This window comes from Duganella sp. GW821-FHT07F09, assembly GCF_059418705.1.
Genome location: NZ_JBWKQJ010000021.1, coordinates 29,616 through 45,089 on the forward strand (window position 1 = coordinate 29,616; position 15,474 = coordinate 45,089).

The window sequence follows — 15,474 nt, forward strand, 5'->3', positions numbered from 1 at the left end:
GATAAATCGGACTGTGTTGTGGAACTCTGTCCCTGATTTCTTTACTCATAAGCAATTGATGCCCAGCGGCTGATCTAGGCCCTCAAAAACAGGCATTAAGGGGTTACTTGTTCTCATGCGTCATACAGTATCTTATTTTTAACAAAGAGAATGATCATGCGTAAATCTTCATTGTTTCAGTCGCGCCCGCGTAGTTTGTTGTTGTCAGGCGTTGTCTGTTTTTTCACTCTGCTCACTTCATCCGCGCAGGCAGGGTCTGTAAACCATCATTTGATGGTAAAGATTAGTCCTCAGATGAGATCTATCTATATCTCCACTGTTGACTCGTTCGGTTACCCGTTTACCGCCTGCCGTAAACTTTCCAGCGTTAAAACCAGTTCCTGGGTAGATGGACGGCAAGATTTAATTGGAGGTGCGAATGTTACCGTAATTTCTTTCAGTTCCGATGGCTGTACTGGGGGTTACATGATTCGTAGGGATTTCAAAAATCCAGAGAAGGATGGGTTGACCAACTATTGGCTCTCTATGTAGAAACTGTCCGGTATCTTTCCATTGAAAATTGGTATTGTTGCATAAATCCATCCTTGTCCTGCCGACGTTTATGGGTAACAGTCGGCGCGATGTGGCTGTTACTAACTTTCTAGAAAGTAAAGCCATGTTTCCTCATAGGGACAACGCCACCGGCGACGCGCCCATGCTGCCGTGCTGGTTGGAACAGATTGGCGTGGACGAGGCGATCGCCAGCGTCGGCGCAGCCTGGTTGAAACCCCAAAGCGCTGCTTCAAGCTGCTCGGCGAGCAGGTGATGGCGCGCGACTTCGACCGGCAGGTGGCCGAGTTGTAGGTGCGCGTCGCCATTCTCAACCGCTTCACGCGACTGGACACCCGGCTAACGCCGCGAAGTGGGCATGGATGAATGAACGGAACTTCGTTCAAGTTCACGGCCACTTTAATAGATCAAACGAATTTATTGATCAAAATGAGACATTTTTTTTCGCCGCAAAGACTGGATTATTTTCGCTCGGGATCATCCATGCCGTACAACATGGATGCCGTTCTCCCCGGATCAATCGGTGCGTTGGTAAACGGCACTGCCGATCAGGGCGGCGCGGATTCCCGCGCGTTTCCCAACGGGGTGCCACAAAAAAACCTGGATTGTCGAATCCAAGAATGAGTGCCATACAAAAAGCGCTTCTTGTGGAGATCCACCTTCAAGCTACAGCGGAAATTTTCGGCGGCAGAGCCGTTCACTTTGGTATCCATCAGAAAAATATATCCACGACCGCCCATTGGCGGGCTCTTCGGAAAACCAGTGATGAGCTATACGGTGTTGCCCCCCTTCCGCCCAAAGGGCCGACGCGCTGGCAATACCTCTCGGACTCCCGGCATTGGCAGAAAACGCGACGTGAATTGCACAAGGTTCTGATAGCGGAAGCGACCGTGAAGGCATTGCGATTTGCCGAAGCCGTGCATCGACATGAAGGAACAGAGCCGGCAATTTATGCCATGCGCGGCAACACCGCTGTGGGAAAAACTCGCACGGCGATAACAGCGATTCCGCTGCTTGCGCAGGCTTTGAGGGACAGCGAAGGCGTATCCATCAATCCGGATATATTTAAAGGCCGTCTGCGTGAAAATGGCAAATTGAGTTCGGCCCAGGTGCATGCCGAATCATGCATGTTATCGGACCAATTGGAGGACACATTACTTCCTCTCAAAACCGCTGATGGCGCTTCGGTGAGTATTTTGGTGGATAAAAGGCTTGCCGGCGCAAACGAAATCGAGCGCTACGCCGGTATGGCCAAAGGTTCCAAGCGCAAGCTTGTGCTCTGCGACATAGACGCCGCGCTGGAGAAATCGCTGATCGGCGTGTTGGAACGCGATCCGGATGGCGCGCATCCGGTTCCGCCGTATCGGGCGGTGTGCGACGGATTCTCGGCCATCCGCAGCAATCGCATTGCCGTCATCGATACCTTCCTCGACAATCCGGAACTTGGCTCGTATACCCTGTATGGAACCGCCGCCGGCGGCGACAAGATCCGGGTTGCCGGCGTAGAACATGGAGAACTGGCGGTCTACGACACGGATTTGTTTTCCGAGCTGATTGCAATGCAGGACAATGTTTCCACCCGGATGGGAAATAAAATAATCGATGAGCCGTCGATTGATGCTTTGACGAAAGAGTTGGATACGCAAAGAGCACCGCACGCCCGCGATGCGCTTGCCAGGTATGTCGGCATGAGCTGGATGCAGGCGCTTGACACGCACAGCGCCCAGTCTGAATAGCGTACTCGAGGCCATATTTTCGGCCGCTTTCAATGGAAGAAACTCAATGATATCGCTAAGCGGTGAAAAAGCGCTTGCCTTGTACGAGCGGCTCAAACGTAGCCATACCGCCGACAGGATGGCATATCTGGAGAAAGCGAAGAAGGATGCTGCGGCGCGCTCAAAAGAGCCCTTTGATCTTCAAAGGCTGGGAACAATGTGCGATATTGACCGCATGGGCGTCATGGCGGTGGACGAAGAGCGATGCCGTATAGCCTGGGAATATGGCTACTACGTTGAGCATGAGGATGTGCGGACGCTGGCCGAGTTTGCAGAACGCATCACGCGCTTGCTCCCCTGGTCCTGACCATGCGGAAAAATTTCCCCTATCCTGTCATCCGCGCGTCATATCGTGCCATTATCATTAGAACGTTCCAATTACGATTTTACTGAAATTAGAACGTTCCAGCCCATGCCCGCGACACCGTAATGGACGACGTGCTCGGCGATGGCGCCGCAGCGGTCCCGCAAACCATAGAAATCAAGGGCGTGCGTTCGTCGAACGCCAAAACCATCGCCACCAAGCGCGATTCGGTCGCCGTGGTCGACAGCGTTGCCGCCGACGAAATCGGCAGGCTGCCCGATTTTAACGTCGGCGACGTGCTCAAGCGGGTGACCGGCGTGGCCACCCTGAGCTACCAGGGCGAGCCGCGATTTGTCGTCGTGCGCGGTCTGAACGCTAACTACAACACCACCTTGATCGATGGCGACAGCCGATGTCGGCGGGCGTCAGGTGTATATGGAGGTGCTGCCGTCGAACTTTGTGCGGCGGGTCGACGTCACTAAGAGTGCGTTGCCGGAAACCGACGGCGGGGCCATCGGCGGCGTGGTCAACCTGGTCGGCGGCGGGGCGTTCAATTACCGCGCCGACCTGCGCGATTTTTCCGCTAAGGCCGGCCAGAACTTCGGCAAGTCGTCATCGGGCGGGCCGCGGCCGATCGGCGAGGCGCAAGGGCGCTGGGCCACGCGCTTCGGCCCCAACGACAGCTTCTGCCTGATGACCACGGCCAGTTACTGGACACGCGCGATCAACGTGCCGCAGATCGAATCCGGTAGCACCCTGAACAGCTATACCGATGCGGGCGTCCGCAGCGCCGCGTTCGGCGGTGGCAACGGCTACGCGGTGCCGGCCGAGCGCCGCTGGTATAACTACGATAACACCCGCACCCGCACCGGCCTGACCGCGCGGCTGGACTGGCATCCGGAAAATGGCATGGGCGCCTATGTGAGCGTTTACGATTTCCGCCAGAAGGAATATTCGGACCGCTACGGCTTGCTGGCCTCGGTCGATGCCTCGGCCAAGGTCACCGGCCAGAGCGCGACGGGCGGCACTATCGGTTCGGCGTCGCAGACGGCCGATGTCGGCCGGTTGCGCTGGGACCGCGCGCTGTACGGCGCCAACGGTGAACTCAATCTGGAACTGCAGCCGCTGCTGACGGCCGACCTGCGCGCCAGCCTGTCCAAGTCGACCGTCGACAATCCGCAAACCTGGGAGCGCTTCGTCCAGCCTGGCCTGGCCTTCAATTATGACTGGAGCGGCAAATACCCGGTGTTTACGCCGGTCTCGCCCAATGCCGCCGATCCGGGCCGTTACGCGCTGCAGTATCCTCGCGCCGAGGACACCGGCTACCACGCCACCGTCAAGGATGTGCAGACCAATCTGCGGTACAACATGGGCGAGGGCGGCCGAGGCTGGGGCGGCGCGGTCGGCGCACGGGTCTTGCTGACCGATTCGGCAACGGCCTTCTCGCGCACCGACTACAGCGGTTCGCCGACCACGCTGGCCGACGTGGTCGGCGGTGACGGCTTGTGCGCGGTGGCCTGCAACGGCCGCATTCCGGTGATCGACTTCGCGCTGGCCGATGCCGCGTTTGCCAAGTATGGCCCGAGCGCCAAGACCACGGTCGACCTGGCCTCGCAATACGGCAATACCTACGCCATCCGCGAGCACGTCGATGCGGCGTATGTCCAGGCGCGGTTCCGAACCGACGGTTGGTTGCTGGTCAGCGGCCTGCGGCTGGAGCGGGCCCGCTTCGACAGCGACGGCTACCTGGCCACCAATGGAGCGTACGTACCCGTGTCGACCGCCAGTTCCCACAGCCGGGTGCTGCCATCGCTGTCGGGCGTGCCCGAGACCGGCGCCGACAGCAAGCTGCGCGTCGGCCTTTCGCAAAACCTCGGGCGGCCACGCTTCGACCAGATCGCCATGCATGGCGGTGCGCTCAACACCACCGGCGCCGTGCCATCGCTGTCGACCGGTAATCCGGATTTGAAGCCAAGGCTGTCGACCAACCTGGACCTGGGCCACGAATGGTATCTGGACGAGGGCCGCGGCATCGTCTCGCTGGCGCTGTTCCACAAGCGTATCAAGGATGAGATTTTCAATTATGGGCAGATGCAATCGCTGACCGTCAATGGCGCGCCGACCCAGGTGTTGGTGACCCAGGCCCGCAACACGGCCGAGCAGACGCGCCTGACGGGCATCGAGTTCGGCATCACCAAGGATTTCACGTTCCTCCCCGCGCCGTTCAACGGCCTGGGCGCCAGCGTGAACGGCAGCTTCAGCCGCGCTCACTATCCGGTGACTTTGTCCGATGGCAGCCGCGTGGTGCTCGACGCCTTGCAGCAGCAAGCGAGGCAGATCTGGAACGCCGCGCTGTACTACGAAAAAGGCCCGCTGCACGCCACGTTGGCATGGAGCCATCTGGGCCGCTTGTGGGACAGCCGCTTTGCCAATTTCACGCCCGCCGGTTTCGTCTTCAACCGTTATCAGTAGGCGACCGACAATATCGATATCCAGTTGGCCTACGATATCAATAAGCGGATGACGATTTCGCTCGATGTGCTCAACGCCACGTCGCAGGGGCAGCAGTACAACTTTGGACCGGGCCAGCAGTATCTGCAGTCGGCCTGGAAACTGTACCCGTCGGTGCTGGTCGGCCTGAATGTCAAACTATAATCAGAGGAGAACCTTGTCGATGTCCACGTCCCGCCGTGCCTTTATCCTCAACGCCTCGCTGACCGCCGTCGCGGCCGGCGCCGGCGCCGCCCAACCGCAGGACGCGCCCGGCAACGTCGCGCGCAAGCCGCCGCCGTCGGTGGGGCGCAAGTTCAACGTCGACGGTAGCCCGTTCCGCTTCCCCGGCAACACCATCGTCAGCCACATCCCGCTGGGAACGGCGCTATCGGACGCGCTCACCAGCGTGCGCGACACGCTGGCCGCCGGCAGCTTCGCGCCTTGCCTGGCCTTGCTGCCGCCGTCGAGCTATCACATGACGGTGTTTGAAGGGGTGACCGAGAGCAGCCGCGGCGCCGGCATCTGGCCGGCCGACCTGGCGCGGGATGCGCCGCTGGCGGCCAGCCACCGTCATCTGGAACGCAAGCTGGAAGGCTTTGCGCTGGAAACCGCGCTGCCGCTGCGCATGCGGCTCGACGAATTCAGCGTCCGCCGCGATCCCGGCGCCACGCTGCGCCTGCTGCCGGCGGACGAGGCCGAGAATCGCAAGCTGCGGCGTCTGCGTGACCGCCTGGCCGAACGCTTGCGATTGCGCGCCCCGGACCATGATAGTTATGGCTTCCATATCTCGCTGGCCTATCTGGTCGATTGGATGGCGCCGCGGCAGGAAAGCGACTATATCGCGGTACAATCCGACTGTTTCAGCATGCTGCAAAAGCGGATGCCGGTCATTGAGATCGGCGCGCCCGCGTTTTGCGTTTTCTACGATATGTTCGCATTCGACACCCAGTTCCGGGTGGGACGGGGGCGACAGCGCATCCCGGGGTAGCCAATTTGACTGTTGAAACGAAGATGAAGCGGGTGACCATCAAGGACGTCGCGAGGATAGCCGGGGTGAGCTACCAGACGGTGTCGCTGGTGCTCAACCATCCTGAAATGGTGGCCGATAAAACACTGAAGAAGGTGCGGGAAGTGATTTCCGCGCTCAATTTCGTGCCGAGCATGGCGGCCCGCTCGATGCGGGCCATCCGCACCAATACGCTGGCCTGTGTTTTTTTCGGCGAACGTGCCGCCTACGACAACCGCTCGTTTCAAATTCAGGACACCTATTGGAACAACGTGGTCCAGGTGCTGAGCCGGGTGGCCGATAGCCACGGCTATGCGCTGATGCAGCGCAGCCAGATCGGTGACGATGCCGCCGCCTACGCCTGCGTGCGCGATATGTATCTGGCTGGCCGCATCGACGGCGTGGTGGCGGTGGTCGAGCGCACGGGCCATCCGGTGCTGGAGCGGTTGCAGCAAGACGGGCTGCCGTTCGTGGTGTTCGGTACGCGCGATCCGGCATTTTCCTACGTCGCGCAAAATAACGACACGGTGACCGCCGAGGTGGTCGATCACCTGTATGCCGGGGGCTGCCGCCGCATCGCGTTCATCGGTGGCCAGCGCGATGGCCATATCAACGAGGATATCGAGGAGCGCCATCGCGGTTACCTGGGAGCGATGGCGCGTCACGGCCTGTCGGAGCACATGCCGTGGGCGCTCAACGGCGACTGGTCCCTGGCCAGCGGCCATCGCATTGCACGCCAGTTGTGCGTCGGCGCCGACCGGCCGGACGCGCTCATCTTCGCCAGCGACCGCATGGCGCTGGGTGCGCTGAAGGGCTTGCATGAGCTGGGCGTCGGCGTGCCGCGCGAGGTCAGCGTGGTCGGCTTCGATAATATGCACTACGATGACTACAGCATTCCGCCGCTTTCCAGCGTCCATTCGCCGGTGCTGGAGATGGCGCGGGCCAGTGTACAAATGTTGCTGGACCGGATACTGGGTGCCGACGGCAAGCCGGTTCAGCAAGTTTTCCCTGCCGGCCTGGTGGTACGCGACAGTTCATCACGCGCCGCCCTGCGGCCCACGCGCTAAGTATGGCGCGGGAACTGGCGACAGCGACCGTGCGCATCCTGCTGGTGCCGCCGCTGTCGATGCATGCCTTGAGCCGCGCGCTGATCCTGCCAACCTTGCCGTTGCTGGCTATGTGGGATGGCGCGGCGCGCCAATGGGCTTTTCCGCGTTGATACTCGGCTTTGGCGCAACCCAGGTCTTGTGGGGGAATCTGGCCGATCGCCGCGGCCGGCGCCCAGCCTTGCTGGCGGGCTTGCTGTTGTTTGTCATGGCGTCGGCCGGCTGTTTTTTCGCCACGGAATTGGCCGGCCTGGTATTCTGCCGTGCGCTACAGGGGGGGGGGCGGGGTGTGCGCACGGGCCATTGTGTACGACCTGTATTCGGCAGGGGAACTCATCGTGGTGTTTGTCGCGCTGTTCTTCGTGGATCAGCGCGATGGCGCTGGCAGGGCCGTTTGTCTGCTGTGGCGCCGGGTCTGCCGCCGCCTTCGCCGCGCTTTTATGTTATTTGTCCGCGCCCACCCGATTCACCAGTCCTGCGGCCAAGACGCCGCGCCATGGCGCCGTTCAAGGCAGCGGCGGGCCGCGCCAATGCCTGGCTTGGCATGATCTTGCCGCTGGTGGCGGTGAGCGGAGGCGCATTGCTGGCTCCAGCGCAGAACTTGCCTGCTTCAGTACTGCCCCTGGCGCGTTACTCGACTACAGTCTAACGACGTCTTCCACCTCTCTTTTTTGTCGATGCGGCCGGCTGTTTCTGCGGCTCCTCTTTCTGCGCCTCCTTTTGTATTATATCGAAAGTATTCTGACTGAGTGGAAGAGAGTGATAGGGTTTCTTATCCGGGCCCCAATCCTTTTCCTCATCGCGCTTCATATGTATATGTACTGGTTTGGCTCCGGAGGCATTGGAATCGAAATGCGCGTGGACGATCCAAGGTTTGTATTGTTCGCCCTGCGGGCCAGGCTTGACAAAGACAATATAACGATCAAGCCAATCCATCTCTTTTCCTTCGGCTCGATTTTGGCGATGCTGGAAGACTCTCTTGATCGACTTCACCTGATCCTCTCCCAGCAGGAAACGGAGATCTGCCTCATTCGGGTTTCGCATTTTTCGGGCATGGATATCCTGCTCGTCCTTTACCTGTTTGAACAGGCTTCTTACGCTTTTTCTGTCCTCTTTCAAGCGTATCAGGTGATTCTGCGCGACGGTTTTCGCATTTTCTCCAGGGGTGTCTTCGTCTTGCGCCCGCATGACCAATAGATCGGCCAGAATCTCTGCCAATTGATTGATGGCCCTGCTTTGACGGGATGAGGCCCGGTTTAAAATCTCGAACTTCTTGTCAAATCGCGTCATGTAATCGTCGCCCAAGGCGTCAATTTCCTTGACCGCGGCGCGAGCCCGCACGGAGGACTGCAAGGACGTGTCCGCGATCCTGCCAGCTTTCTCCATCAGCTTTTCTGTCTTGTCGCTCGCCGTAGCCTTGGTCGTGAGAATAGCAGGCGTAGGTTGTATTGGCGCGGGCTCTTCGTAGTCTCTGATCCAATGCCCGCTGTCATCCTTGAAATACGCGTCTGTGACCTCTCCCTTTCTGCCCAGACGTTCAAGTTTTCCGTCTTGTTTGATTTGACCGACCACCAGACCATCGGCCGTTTCGTGTATGTCTTGCGGCAAAATTGATGGCATTGGCGATCGTTGCCGCCGCGCCCGCTCGTTTGGTGGCAAGAAAGAATCCCTATCCTCCAGCTCCTGCAGCTTGCCGGCCCAGAATTGCACAATACGCTTATGGCTGTCAGTGGAGAGAGAGAGCGTTTCGGCCAACGCCTTCAGCGATGGGACCATCCTCCCATCCTTGGCGATGCCTTCGAGCTTTTCATATTCATTGATGCTGATAGCGCAGCTTCTGACGAGTTTTTCTAATTGATTCAGCACTTGGCTGGACAACTGCAACAGCATGGAGAATTCTTCCCTTGTCCATTCTGTGGATAATTTCTTGGCATCGAGCAATGTACTTTCCAGCTCATCCAGGGCGGTGAGCCCCCTATGGGTGTTGGAAAGATCAGAACCGATTAAGGAGTCTGTAATATCGCACCAATTCCTCAGGCGTATATCCTCGTCTGCTCCACTTTTGTGCATGGTCAGCAGTATAAGTAAGCGCAAGGTCTCGACAATATTATTCGCGACGTAGTAGAAAAGGAGAAGCGAGTGTATCCTCGCCCCCTTTGTTAGGTGTTGCCGGATATTTTGGGAAAATTCGTTTCTTTTATCTCGACCATTCAGGGTCTTCAAATTTTTCCAACTCAGCAAGAACTCACACTCCAGGATCGTATCGGCTTGTTTATCTGCGGCCTCTTTGCAATGAATGCGCAAGTTGCCAAGCCTGCCAATCATCCTGTCGACATCCGCTAACACTTCATAGGAAACCTCTGGCGCGGACATTTTTTCTTCCAATACAGCTTGCTCCGCCTGGAGCATTAATAGCTTCTGACTGGCGATTTGAAGATCGATTTCACCTATGGTATTTAGCGCGGATATTTTTTCAAAATGATGATGTGACAAAAACCATTTTGTGCCCGAGACAATGTCGTTCAGGTCATAATTTCCTTCTTGGGCGCGTATCAGGCCGGTCTTGGTTTTTTCCGATAAGGCATCGAATTCATCGAGGCATAATTTTGCCTTGCGTGTTGTGTCAAAAATGTCCTGGGCTGAGCAGTCAATTTCTTTTGTTAATACTTCCCGTGTCACTCCGAGTTTTTCGACGTATTCATCCAGTTTCTGCCCGTGCCGCTGGTCTTTATACGTCTCGTTGAGTTGACCGAATTGGTCTATCGCCTTGTTTTTGAAATCTATAATCCTGTTGCATAACAGTAGCAGTGGAATGTGGCCTTCCCGGCGTAGTCTATCCAACCAAATCTTGGCATTATCTGTCAGATATTGGTCGCGTAATTGCCTAGCCCTTGCTGTTCCTTTTGGCAGATGAGAAGAAGACGTCGCGGATGACATTGAAGAAGCGCCAACTTGGTGTGCCGCGGGTGTCGATACCGGTTCGTCATCCGGGAAAACCTGAAGCGGCAATGACGTGAGGGGTGGTTCGCTCGATTCTAGTCTTTTCGGCATTTCAACACTTTCAAGTCTGTTGGGAAATTCACAAGTAGATGCACAACTGCTCCTTTGAATAGTTGATGCCGCGCCCTTAATGGTTCCATCTTCCATCTACGAAAGTAAGCGAAAATTTCGGTCCCATGCCGTTCCGTGTGGAATTTGACATCGGGTAGGCCACGAGTGCTGATAAGTATTCGTGGTCGATCACTATTCAACCGCTACGCGGCTGGGATGATTGGATCGCCAACGAATGCGCGGCGCACGCTTACAGAGATCGCGAGCGGGCCGCGCAATAACGCCGTTGAGTTACCGGCTACCTTGAAAGTTCAAGCACCCTCTCGTAAGGCAAGCGGGCCCGTATGCGCAGGTTGTTTTCTGCCGGCGTCAGCATATCGGCGATCGCAACGGCGGCATTCGTTGGCATGGCTTTGAGCGCCTCGGCGTAGCGCGCGGCGGTTTGCTCGTCGCGCACGTAGTCGTCGCCCTTGAAGTATTGCATGGAGGACTGGACGGCATGGACGCCCGCCGCCACCACGGTGTCGACCGCCTTGCCGGCGTATGCGCCGATGTGCTTGCCGGTCTCGCCCGCGAGCCTGCCCGTTTCCGCTGTCAGCGCCCGCACCGGTTGCGGCAGGGCGGCGTCGATGCCGCGGGGCGCGTCGACCAGCAGGGTACGCATGCCGATGCGGCCCGCGTTCTTCAGGTCGGCGCTCTTTTCGTAGACCTGGTGGATCATCGCACCGCCCAGCATCGACATGGTTTGTTGCCGCCATTGCTGGAGCGCGTCTTCCGAGATGAGTTTGTTGTCCAGTAAATACTGCAGAACCGCGCGCCGGACCTCTTTCGGCGACGCATTGCTTTCGCTGCATTGCTGCTCGACTTCGGCCAGTTTCGCGCGCAATTCCCGTTCGTTGGCATGATTGGACGCGAGGCCGGTGATGGTCATCCAAAGCAATTCCCCCGGACCGAAGAATAGCGTGTCCAAGGCGAAGGAAATGGCCTGGTTCATGCCCGGGATCAGCGAGATGCCTCCTTGCATCACGCCGGACAGGAATTCCATCGGCACCGACAAGCGCACCGCCAGGGAATCCGGTTCATTGTTCAACTGGTCTTGCGTCATGTCCCAGACGGCCCGCTTTACCTGCTCCAGGTCGCCCGGGTCGAATTCCCGGGAGGCGTCGAACGGATTGTGTTGCGGCCACGCCAAGCGCTTGTCCTCCAACGCCTGCAAGACGGCAGCCTCCGTTTCGGCCGCGACTTCGCCCATTTTCAGGAAGAAGCCCGAACTGCAAGCCAGGCTGGACATGGGCGAGGTCACCGCAAGCTTGAAGCCGGCCTTGAACGGTACGCCGGACGGACCCGGTTTCCAGATTTCGATGGCTTTGTCGGGCCAGGAAAACGCGCCCGAGATCACGCCGGCCGGCACCGCGAAGAGCGCCGACGACACCATCTGTTCCGCCATTTTCGACACGCCCAGGGCCGCCGACGTCAGTCCGGATCTCACCTTCTCGACCGACAACTCCGACAGCGCGGCGCGCGTTTTTTCCTGGGCTTGCCACAACGCGGCCGTCCACGAACGTTGGGCCGGGTCGTCCCCGCCCGCAACGGATGGGGCGTCGGCATGCGTCGACGCCGCGTCGTCGGCCTCTTCCTCTTCGTCTCCGCCCAATACCGCGTCCAGGATCACGTTGTCGAAAATTTCCCAACTGCCGAGTTGCCAGCTGGGATTGAACGTCATCAGGAATTTTTGCCATGGGGTGGCCACCGACAGCAAGTCTTCCGACACATCGCCGAACAACTTCCGGATTTCGGATTGTTCGTCCAATCCGAGTTCTTTCCGCAGCTCGTCCGGAATCATGCTCCGGTTGATCTGATTGTTCAACATCATCATGCCAAGCGAATAGACGCCGCCACCGATCATGCTGCCGGCCAGCGCCCCCCAGTTAAGCTCGATGTTCCCGGCCTGGTAACGGGCATGGATGTTGGCCTGGCCGGCGCGAAACGCGGCATGGCTGTCGTGTCGCAATTCCTCCGCCATCGCCGCCTGGATCTCGTGCGCCGCCCGTGGCGCCTCGGTGGCCGGTTGTCCGATGCCGGCATCGCCCTTGTCGAGCGGCACGCTGATGGCGATATCGGCCGTGACTTCGGTCATGCTGGCATAGTCGCGGCCGCCGGTTTTTTCATCCCAGGCGCGCCCCTGTTTGGCGATACCGCACAGCGCAGTGCTCAGGACGCTCATTCCTTTCAGGTCGTGCTCGACATAGTCGTCCTCCCGCGCCTCCAGGTCCGTCGGCGCGGCATGACGCCGTTGCGCGGCATGATCCGCGTCCTTCCACAAATGTGCTGTCTCGACGGCGAAGCGGGAACGGAGCGTGTTGTACAGCCGATCCATCGATTCCCCCATCTGGTAGGCGATCTCGAAGCGCTGGCCCTCGGGCAGCCGCGCCGCGATTGCTTTCATGTTTTCCCTGAAGGCCGCGCTGCCGTTGAGTTCCGCGAACAGGCCGCCCAGCGCCGCCGCGTCCTCGCGCCGCGCGCTTTGGCGGTCCGCGTCCGCGCCGGCCCACGCCACTTCGCCGGTATGCGGGGAGATCATGAGCGTGCACCGCAGCTCCGGCCATGCATGGGCGGCGCTGGAACCGCCGGCGTCGCCGCCGGACCGAGGGCTGGCGGGCGGCGGCGCGTCGTGCTCCTCGATCTCCGGGCTCGCGCCCGTCGCGGCATTTTCGCCGGTCAGCGTTTGCAGCAGCCTGGTGCGATCCGCGTGGATACGGTTGGGCGTCATGGCGCGGGTGCCGGATTAGGTCTCCGTGCTTGCGGCGGAGGCCGCCGCGGCCGGATCGGATGCCGATGGCGGCTCTTTTTTCTGCAGCAGCGGCAGCGCCAGTTGATCCTCGCCATATGGCGCAGGGAGCGGTTGGGTAGACGGGATGTTGATCATGTTCTGTTTCCTTGAATTCTGTGTTGGCACGCCATTCCTCTCATTCATCGGCCCATGCCGTCTGGCGAGATTGGAATGCGTGCGGGAACGTGCTGGCCATAAGCGGCTCGCCGCATGGTTCCGGGTGGACGATGTGCCAAGCGCGTGGCCGGCGTGAAAACTTCCGCACATGGATCACGCGGCGTGGCGACGTGGACGGGCATTGCGGCGCGGTCCGATTGAAACACCGGATCGATGCGGAAGTTCGATAGTAAGTGAGGTGGGTTGGCGTCCGGTTCCATCAACGGCATGGCCACACGCTGGCGGAACGGAAATGACAATTAAGTAATATTGCCATATGGAATCTGTTCTGTCGCACATTTGGGTATCTGCCGTTTGCACCACGCGGGCGCAACGACGGCTTTATTTGGTGCGGCGGCTGTCATCGCCTCCGGCCCATGCATTTCGAACGTGGCGGCAAGCGCTGGCACGTATCCTGCTGCTGACCGGTATCGCTCTGCGATGGCGTTCTGGACGCGAAAGTGGCAAAAGCGCGTTGAAATGGCGCCGGAGAGCGTTGGCCGTCAGCTGGCGCCGAAGCGCCCGCATACAGCCAGGGCGTGTCATGATCGTGTCACGTACGATTGATACACTAACCGATTGCCTTGCCCGTCGTGATACCGGATTTCTTTCCGCCATTCGTCCATACCTAAACCGCATGCCCAACAACCTGGACGATTTGTTCATCCGCGAGATCCTCCCTATCGAGCCCGTCCTGATGGGCTACCTTCGACGCAACTGGCGCGATGCCGACGAATGGGCCGACCTGCGCCAGGAAGTTTACGCACGCGTGTACGACGCGGCGCGCTTGGGACTGCCCGAGCATCCAGCCGCCTTCGTCATGACCACCGCCCGTAATTTATTAATCGACCGGGCCCGCAGGAGCCAGGTCGTGTCGATCGACGCGTACGCGGAACTGGAGCACCTCGCCATCGACGAACTGACGCCGGAGCGGCATGCGAGCGGCAGAATGGAGTTGGGGGTGCTGGTCGAGGCGCTGGAAGCCCTGCCGCCGCGGTGCCGGCAAGTCGTCGTGCTGCGCAAGGTGGATGGCCTGTCCCAGCGCGAGGTTGCGGCAGAGATGGGAATCGCGGAAGATACGGTGGAAAAGCAGATCGCCAAAGGCATGCGCGCCCTGGCCGATGCCTTGGGCGCCCGCGGCATCGGGGCTGGCATCGTCAAGTTGGAACGCAAGTTGCGCAAACAAGGCAGGTAAGGACATGAGAGAAAGCGGGAGAGACGCGGAAACGGTGGGGGTGGAAGCCGCCCAATGGTTGGCACGTCAGGACGACGGCGCCTTGACTATCGCCCTGCAGCGGGACTTCGACGCCTGGCTAAACGCCGATACCCGCCATCGTGTCGCGTACCTGCGCCTGCGCGCCGCGTGGCAACAGGCGGATGCGTTGGCCGCGCGGAGTGTCGGGAAGGCCCGGCCGCCGAGGACATGGCCGCGCTTTTCATCGTGGCGGATCGCGGCCGGTATCGCGATGGCCGTCGCATTGGGCGCGCAACTGGCCTGGATGGCGGGGCGCGACCAGGCGCCGTACGAAACGCGCGTCGGAGAAAACCGCATCGTCGCGCTCAGCGACGGCTCGCGCGTTACGCTCAACACGGATAGTCGCTTGCGCGCGCCGGCGGCATCGGCCCGCACCGTCTTGCTCGATCGTGGTGAAGCGTATTTCGACATTGTCCATGACCCCGCCCATCCGTTTGTCGTGGTGGCCGGCGATAACCGCGTGACGGTGCTAGGCACCCGTTTCACGGTGCGCCGTGTGGGCGCCGGCGTGCGCGTGCTGGTCGCCCAGGGGCGCGTCAGGCTGGCGGGGCATGGCTCCTCGGTCGAACTGGCGCGCAATGAGGAGGCGGTGGCGCAGGACGGCCGCATCGTCCGCGCGGAGCACACCGACGCGCAGACCGGGCGGCGCCTCGCCTGGCGCGAGGGGCGCATCGTATTTGACCAGACTACGCTCGCCGAGGCGGCCGCGGAATTCAATCGCTACAATGAACGGCGTCTCATCTTGGCCGATCCAAGCGTGGCGGGCATCGCGATCGGCGGCAGCTTCGCCCCGACCAACGTCGACGGCTTCGTGCGCCTGCTCGAAAAGGGCTTTGCGCTGCGCGCGCGTCCGCAAGGCAAGGATATCGTCATCTCGCGCTGATTTTTTTTTCGACAGCGTACCGGATTTTTCCCGTCCAAGCGTCTTACATGGCAGCAGTCACCAATC

15 protein-coding genes and 1 pseudogene are annotated in these 15,474 nt (G+C 59.8%); 13 read left to right on the top strand and 3 right to left on the bottom strand.

All coding sequences use genetic code 11. The features are described from left to right. Nucleotides 1-747: 747 nt before the first annotated feature. From AC07P1_RS31975 to AC07P1_RS32025, 11 genes and pseudogenes are all read left to right on the top strand, one after another. A pseudogene (locus tag AC07P1_RS31975) lies at nucleotides 748-915 on the top strand (IS5/IS1182 family transposase); the annotation flags it as partial. Continuing rightward, the gene (locus AC07P1_RS31980) at nucleotides 916-1,173 is read left to right on the top strand and encodes a hypothetical protein (RefSeq protein WP_494699630.1); all 258 of its coding nucleotides are present in this window, start codon (nucleotides 916-918) and stop codon (nucleotides 1,171-1,173) included. Continuing rightward, on the top strand, nucleotides 1,170-2,285 hold the full coding sequence (gene xopAJ / locus AC07P1_RS31985; RefSeq protein ID WP_494699631.1) for a XopAJ/AvrRxo1 family type III secretion system effector zeta toxin: 1,116 nt from the start codon (nucleotides 1,170-1,172) through the stop codon (nucleotides 2,283-2,285). The genes AC07P1_RS31980 and xopAJ overlap by 4 nt, the downstream gene beginning before the upstream one ends. A 46-nt stretch (nucleotides 2,286-2,331) precedes the next feature. Continuing rightward, on the top strand, nucleotides 2,332-2,631 hold the full coding sequence (locus AC07P1_RS31990) for a hypothetical protein (RefSeq protein WP_494699632.1): 300 nt from the start codon (nucleotides 2,332-2,334) through the stop codon (nucleotides 2,629-2,631). 122 nt (nucleotides 2,632-2,753) lie between these two features. Next, nucleotides 2,754-3,110, top strand: coding sequence for a TonB-dependent receptor plug domain-containing protein (locus AC07P1_RS31995; RefSeq protein ID WP_494699633.1), 357 nt, complete (start codon nucleotides 2,754-2,756; stop codon nucleotides 3,108-3,110). Beyond that, nucleotides 3,028-5,100, top strand: a complete 2,073-nt coding sequence (locus AC07P1_RS32000; RefSeq protein WP_494699634.1) for a TonB-dependent receptor — start codon at nucleotides 3,028-3,030, stop codon at nucleotides 5,098-5,100. The genes AC07P1_RS31995 and AC07P1_RS32000 overlap by 83 nt, the downstream gene beginning before the upstream one ends. A gap of 48 nt (nucleotides 5,101-5,148) precedes the next feature. Further along, nucleotides 5,149-5,283, top strand: a complete 135-nt coding sequence (locus AC07P1_RS32005; RefSeq protein WP_494699635.1) for a hypothetical protein — start codon at nucleotides 5,149-5,151, stop codon at nucleotides 5,281-5,283. Nucleotides 5,284-5,302: 19 nt separating this feature from the next. Beyond that, a complete protein-coding gene (locus tag AC07P1_RS32010) occupies nucleotides 5,303-6,109 on the top strand; it encodes a DUF1868 domain-containing protein (protein WP_494699636.1) in 807 nt (268 codons plus the stop codon). Nucleotides 6,110-6,132: 23 nt separating this feature from the next. Next, nucleotides 6,133-7,194, top strand: a complete 1,062-nt coding sequence (locus tag AC07P1_RS32015; RefSeq protein WP_494699637.1) for a LacI family DNA-binding transcriptional regulator — start codon at nucleotides 6,133-6,135, stop codon at nucleotides 7,192-7,194. A 2-nt stretch (nucleotides 7,195-7,196) separates the two neighbouring features. Continuing rightward, nucleotides 7,197-7,346: a hypothetical protein gene (locus AC07P1_RS32020; RefSeq protein ID WP_494699638.1), complete on the top strand. Its 150-nt coding sequence runs from the start codon at nucleotides 7,197-7,199 to the stop codon at nucleotides 7,344-7,346. Beyond that, nucleotides 7,328-7,882 (top strand): MFS transporter, encoded by a 555-nt coding sequence (locus AC07P1_RS32025; RefSeq protein ID WP_494699639.1) that lies wholly within the window; start codon nucleotides 7,328-7,330, stop codon nucleotides 7,880-7,882. Before AC07P1_RS32020 ends, AC07P1_RS32025 begins: the two co-directional genes overlap by 19 nt. Here AC07P1_RS32025 and AC07P1_RS32030 read toward each other — a convergent pair. The 3 genes from AC07P1_RS32030 to AC07P1_RS32040 all read right to left on the bottom strand — a co-directional run bounded on the left by AC07P1_RS32030 (nucleotide 7,879) and on the right by AC07P1_RS32040 (nucleotide 13,210). After that, nucleotides 7,879-10,284, bottom strand: a complete 2,406-nt coding sequence (locus AC07P1_RS32030) for a hypothetical protein (protein ID WP_494699640.1) — start codon at nucleotides 10,282-10,284, stop codon at nucleotides 7,879-7,881. The genes AC07P1_RS32025 and AC07P1_RS32030 overlap by 4 nt on opposite strands. Nucleotides 10,285-10,582: 298 nt before the next feature. Beyond that, nucleotides 10,583-13,054 (bottom strand): hypothetical protein, encoded by a 2,472-nt coding sequence (locus AC07P1_RS32035; protein WP_494699641.1) that lies wholly within the window; start codon nucleotides 13,052-13,054, stop codon nucleotides 10,583-10,585. Between the two features lie 15 nt (nucleotides 13,055-13,069). Beyond that, nucleotides 13,070-13,210, bottom strand: a complete 141-nt coding sequence (locus AC07P1_RS32040; protein WP_494699642.1) for a hypothetical protein — start codon at nucleotides 13,208-13,210, stop codon at nucleotides 13,070-13,072. Between the two features lie 604 nt (nucleotides 13,211-13,814). Here AC07P1_RS32040 and AC07P1_RS32045 point away from each other — a divergent pair. Beyond that, the gene (locus AC07P1_RS32045) at nucleotides 13,815-14,465 is read left to right on the top strand and encodes an RNA polymerase sigma factor (protein WP_494699643.1); all 651 of its coding nucleotides are present in this window, start codon (nucleotides 13,815-13,817) and stop codon (nucleotides 14,463-14,465) included. A gap of 40 nt (nucleotides 14,466-14,505) precedes the next feature. Then, the gene (locus AC07P1_RS32050; protein ID WP_494699644.1) at nucleotides 14,506-15,408 is read left to right on the top strand and encodes a FecR family protein; all 903 of its coding nucleotides are present in this window, start codon (nucleotides 14,506-14,508) and stop codon (nucleotides 15,406-15,408) included. Nucleotides 15,409-15,474 lie beyond the last annotated feature (66 nt).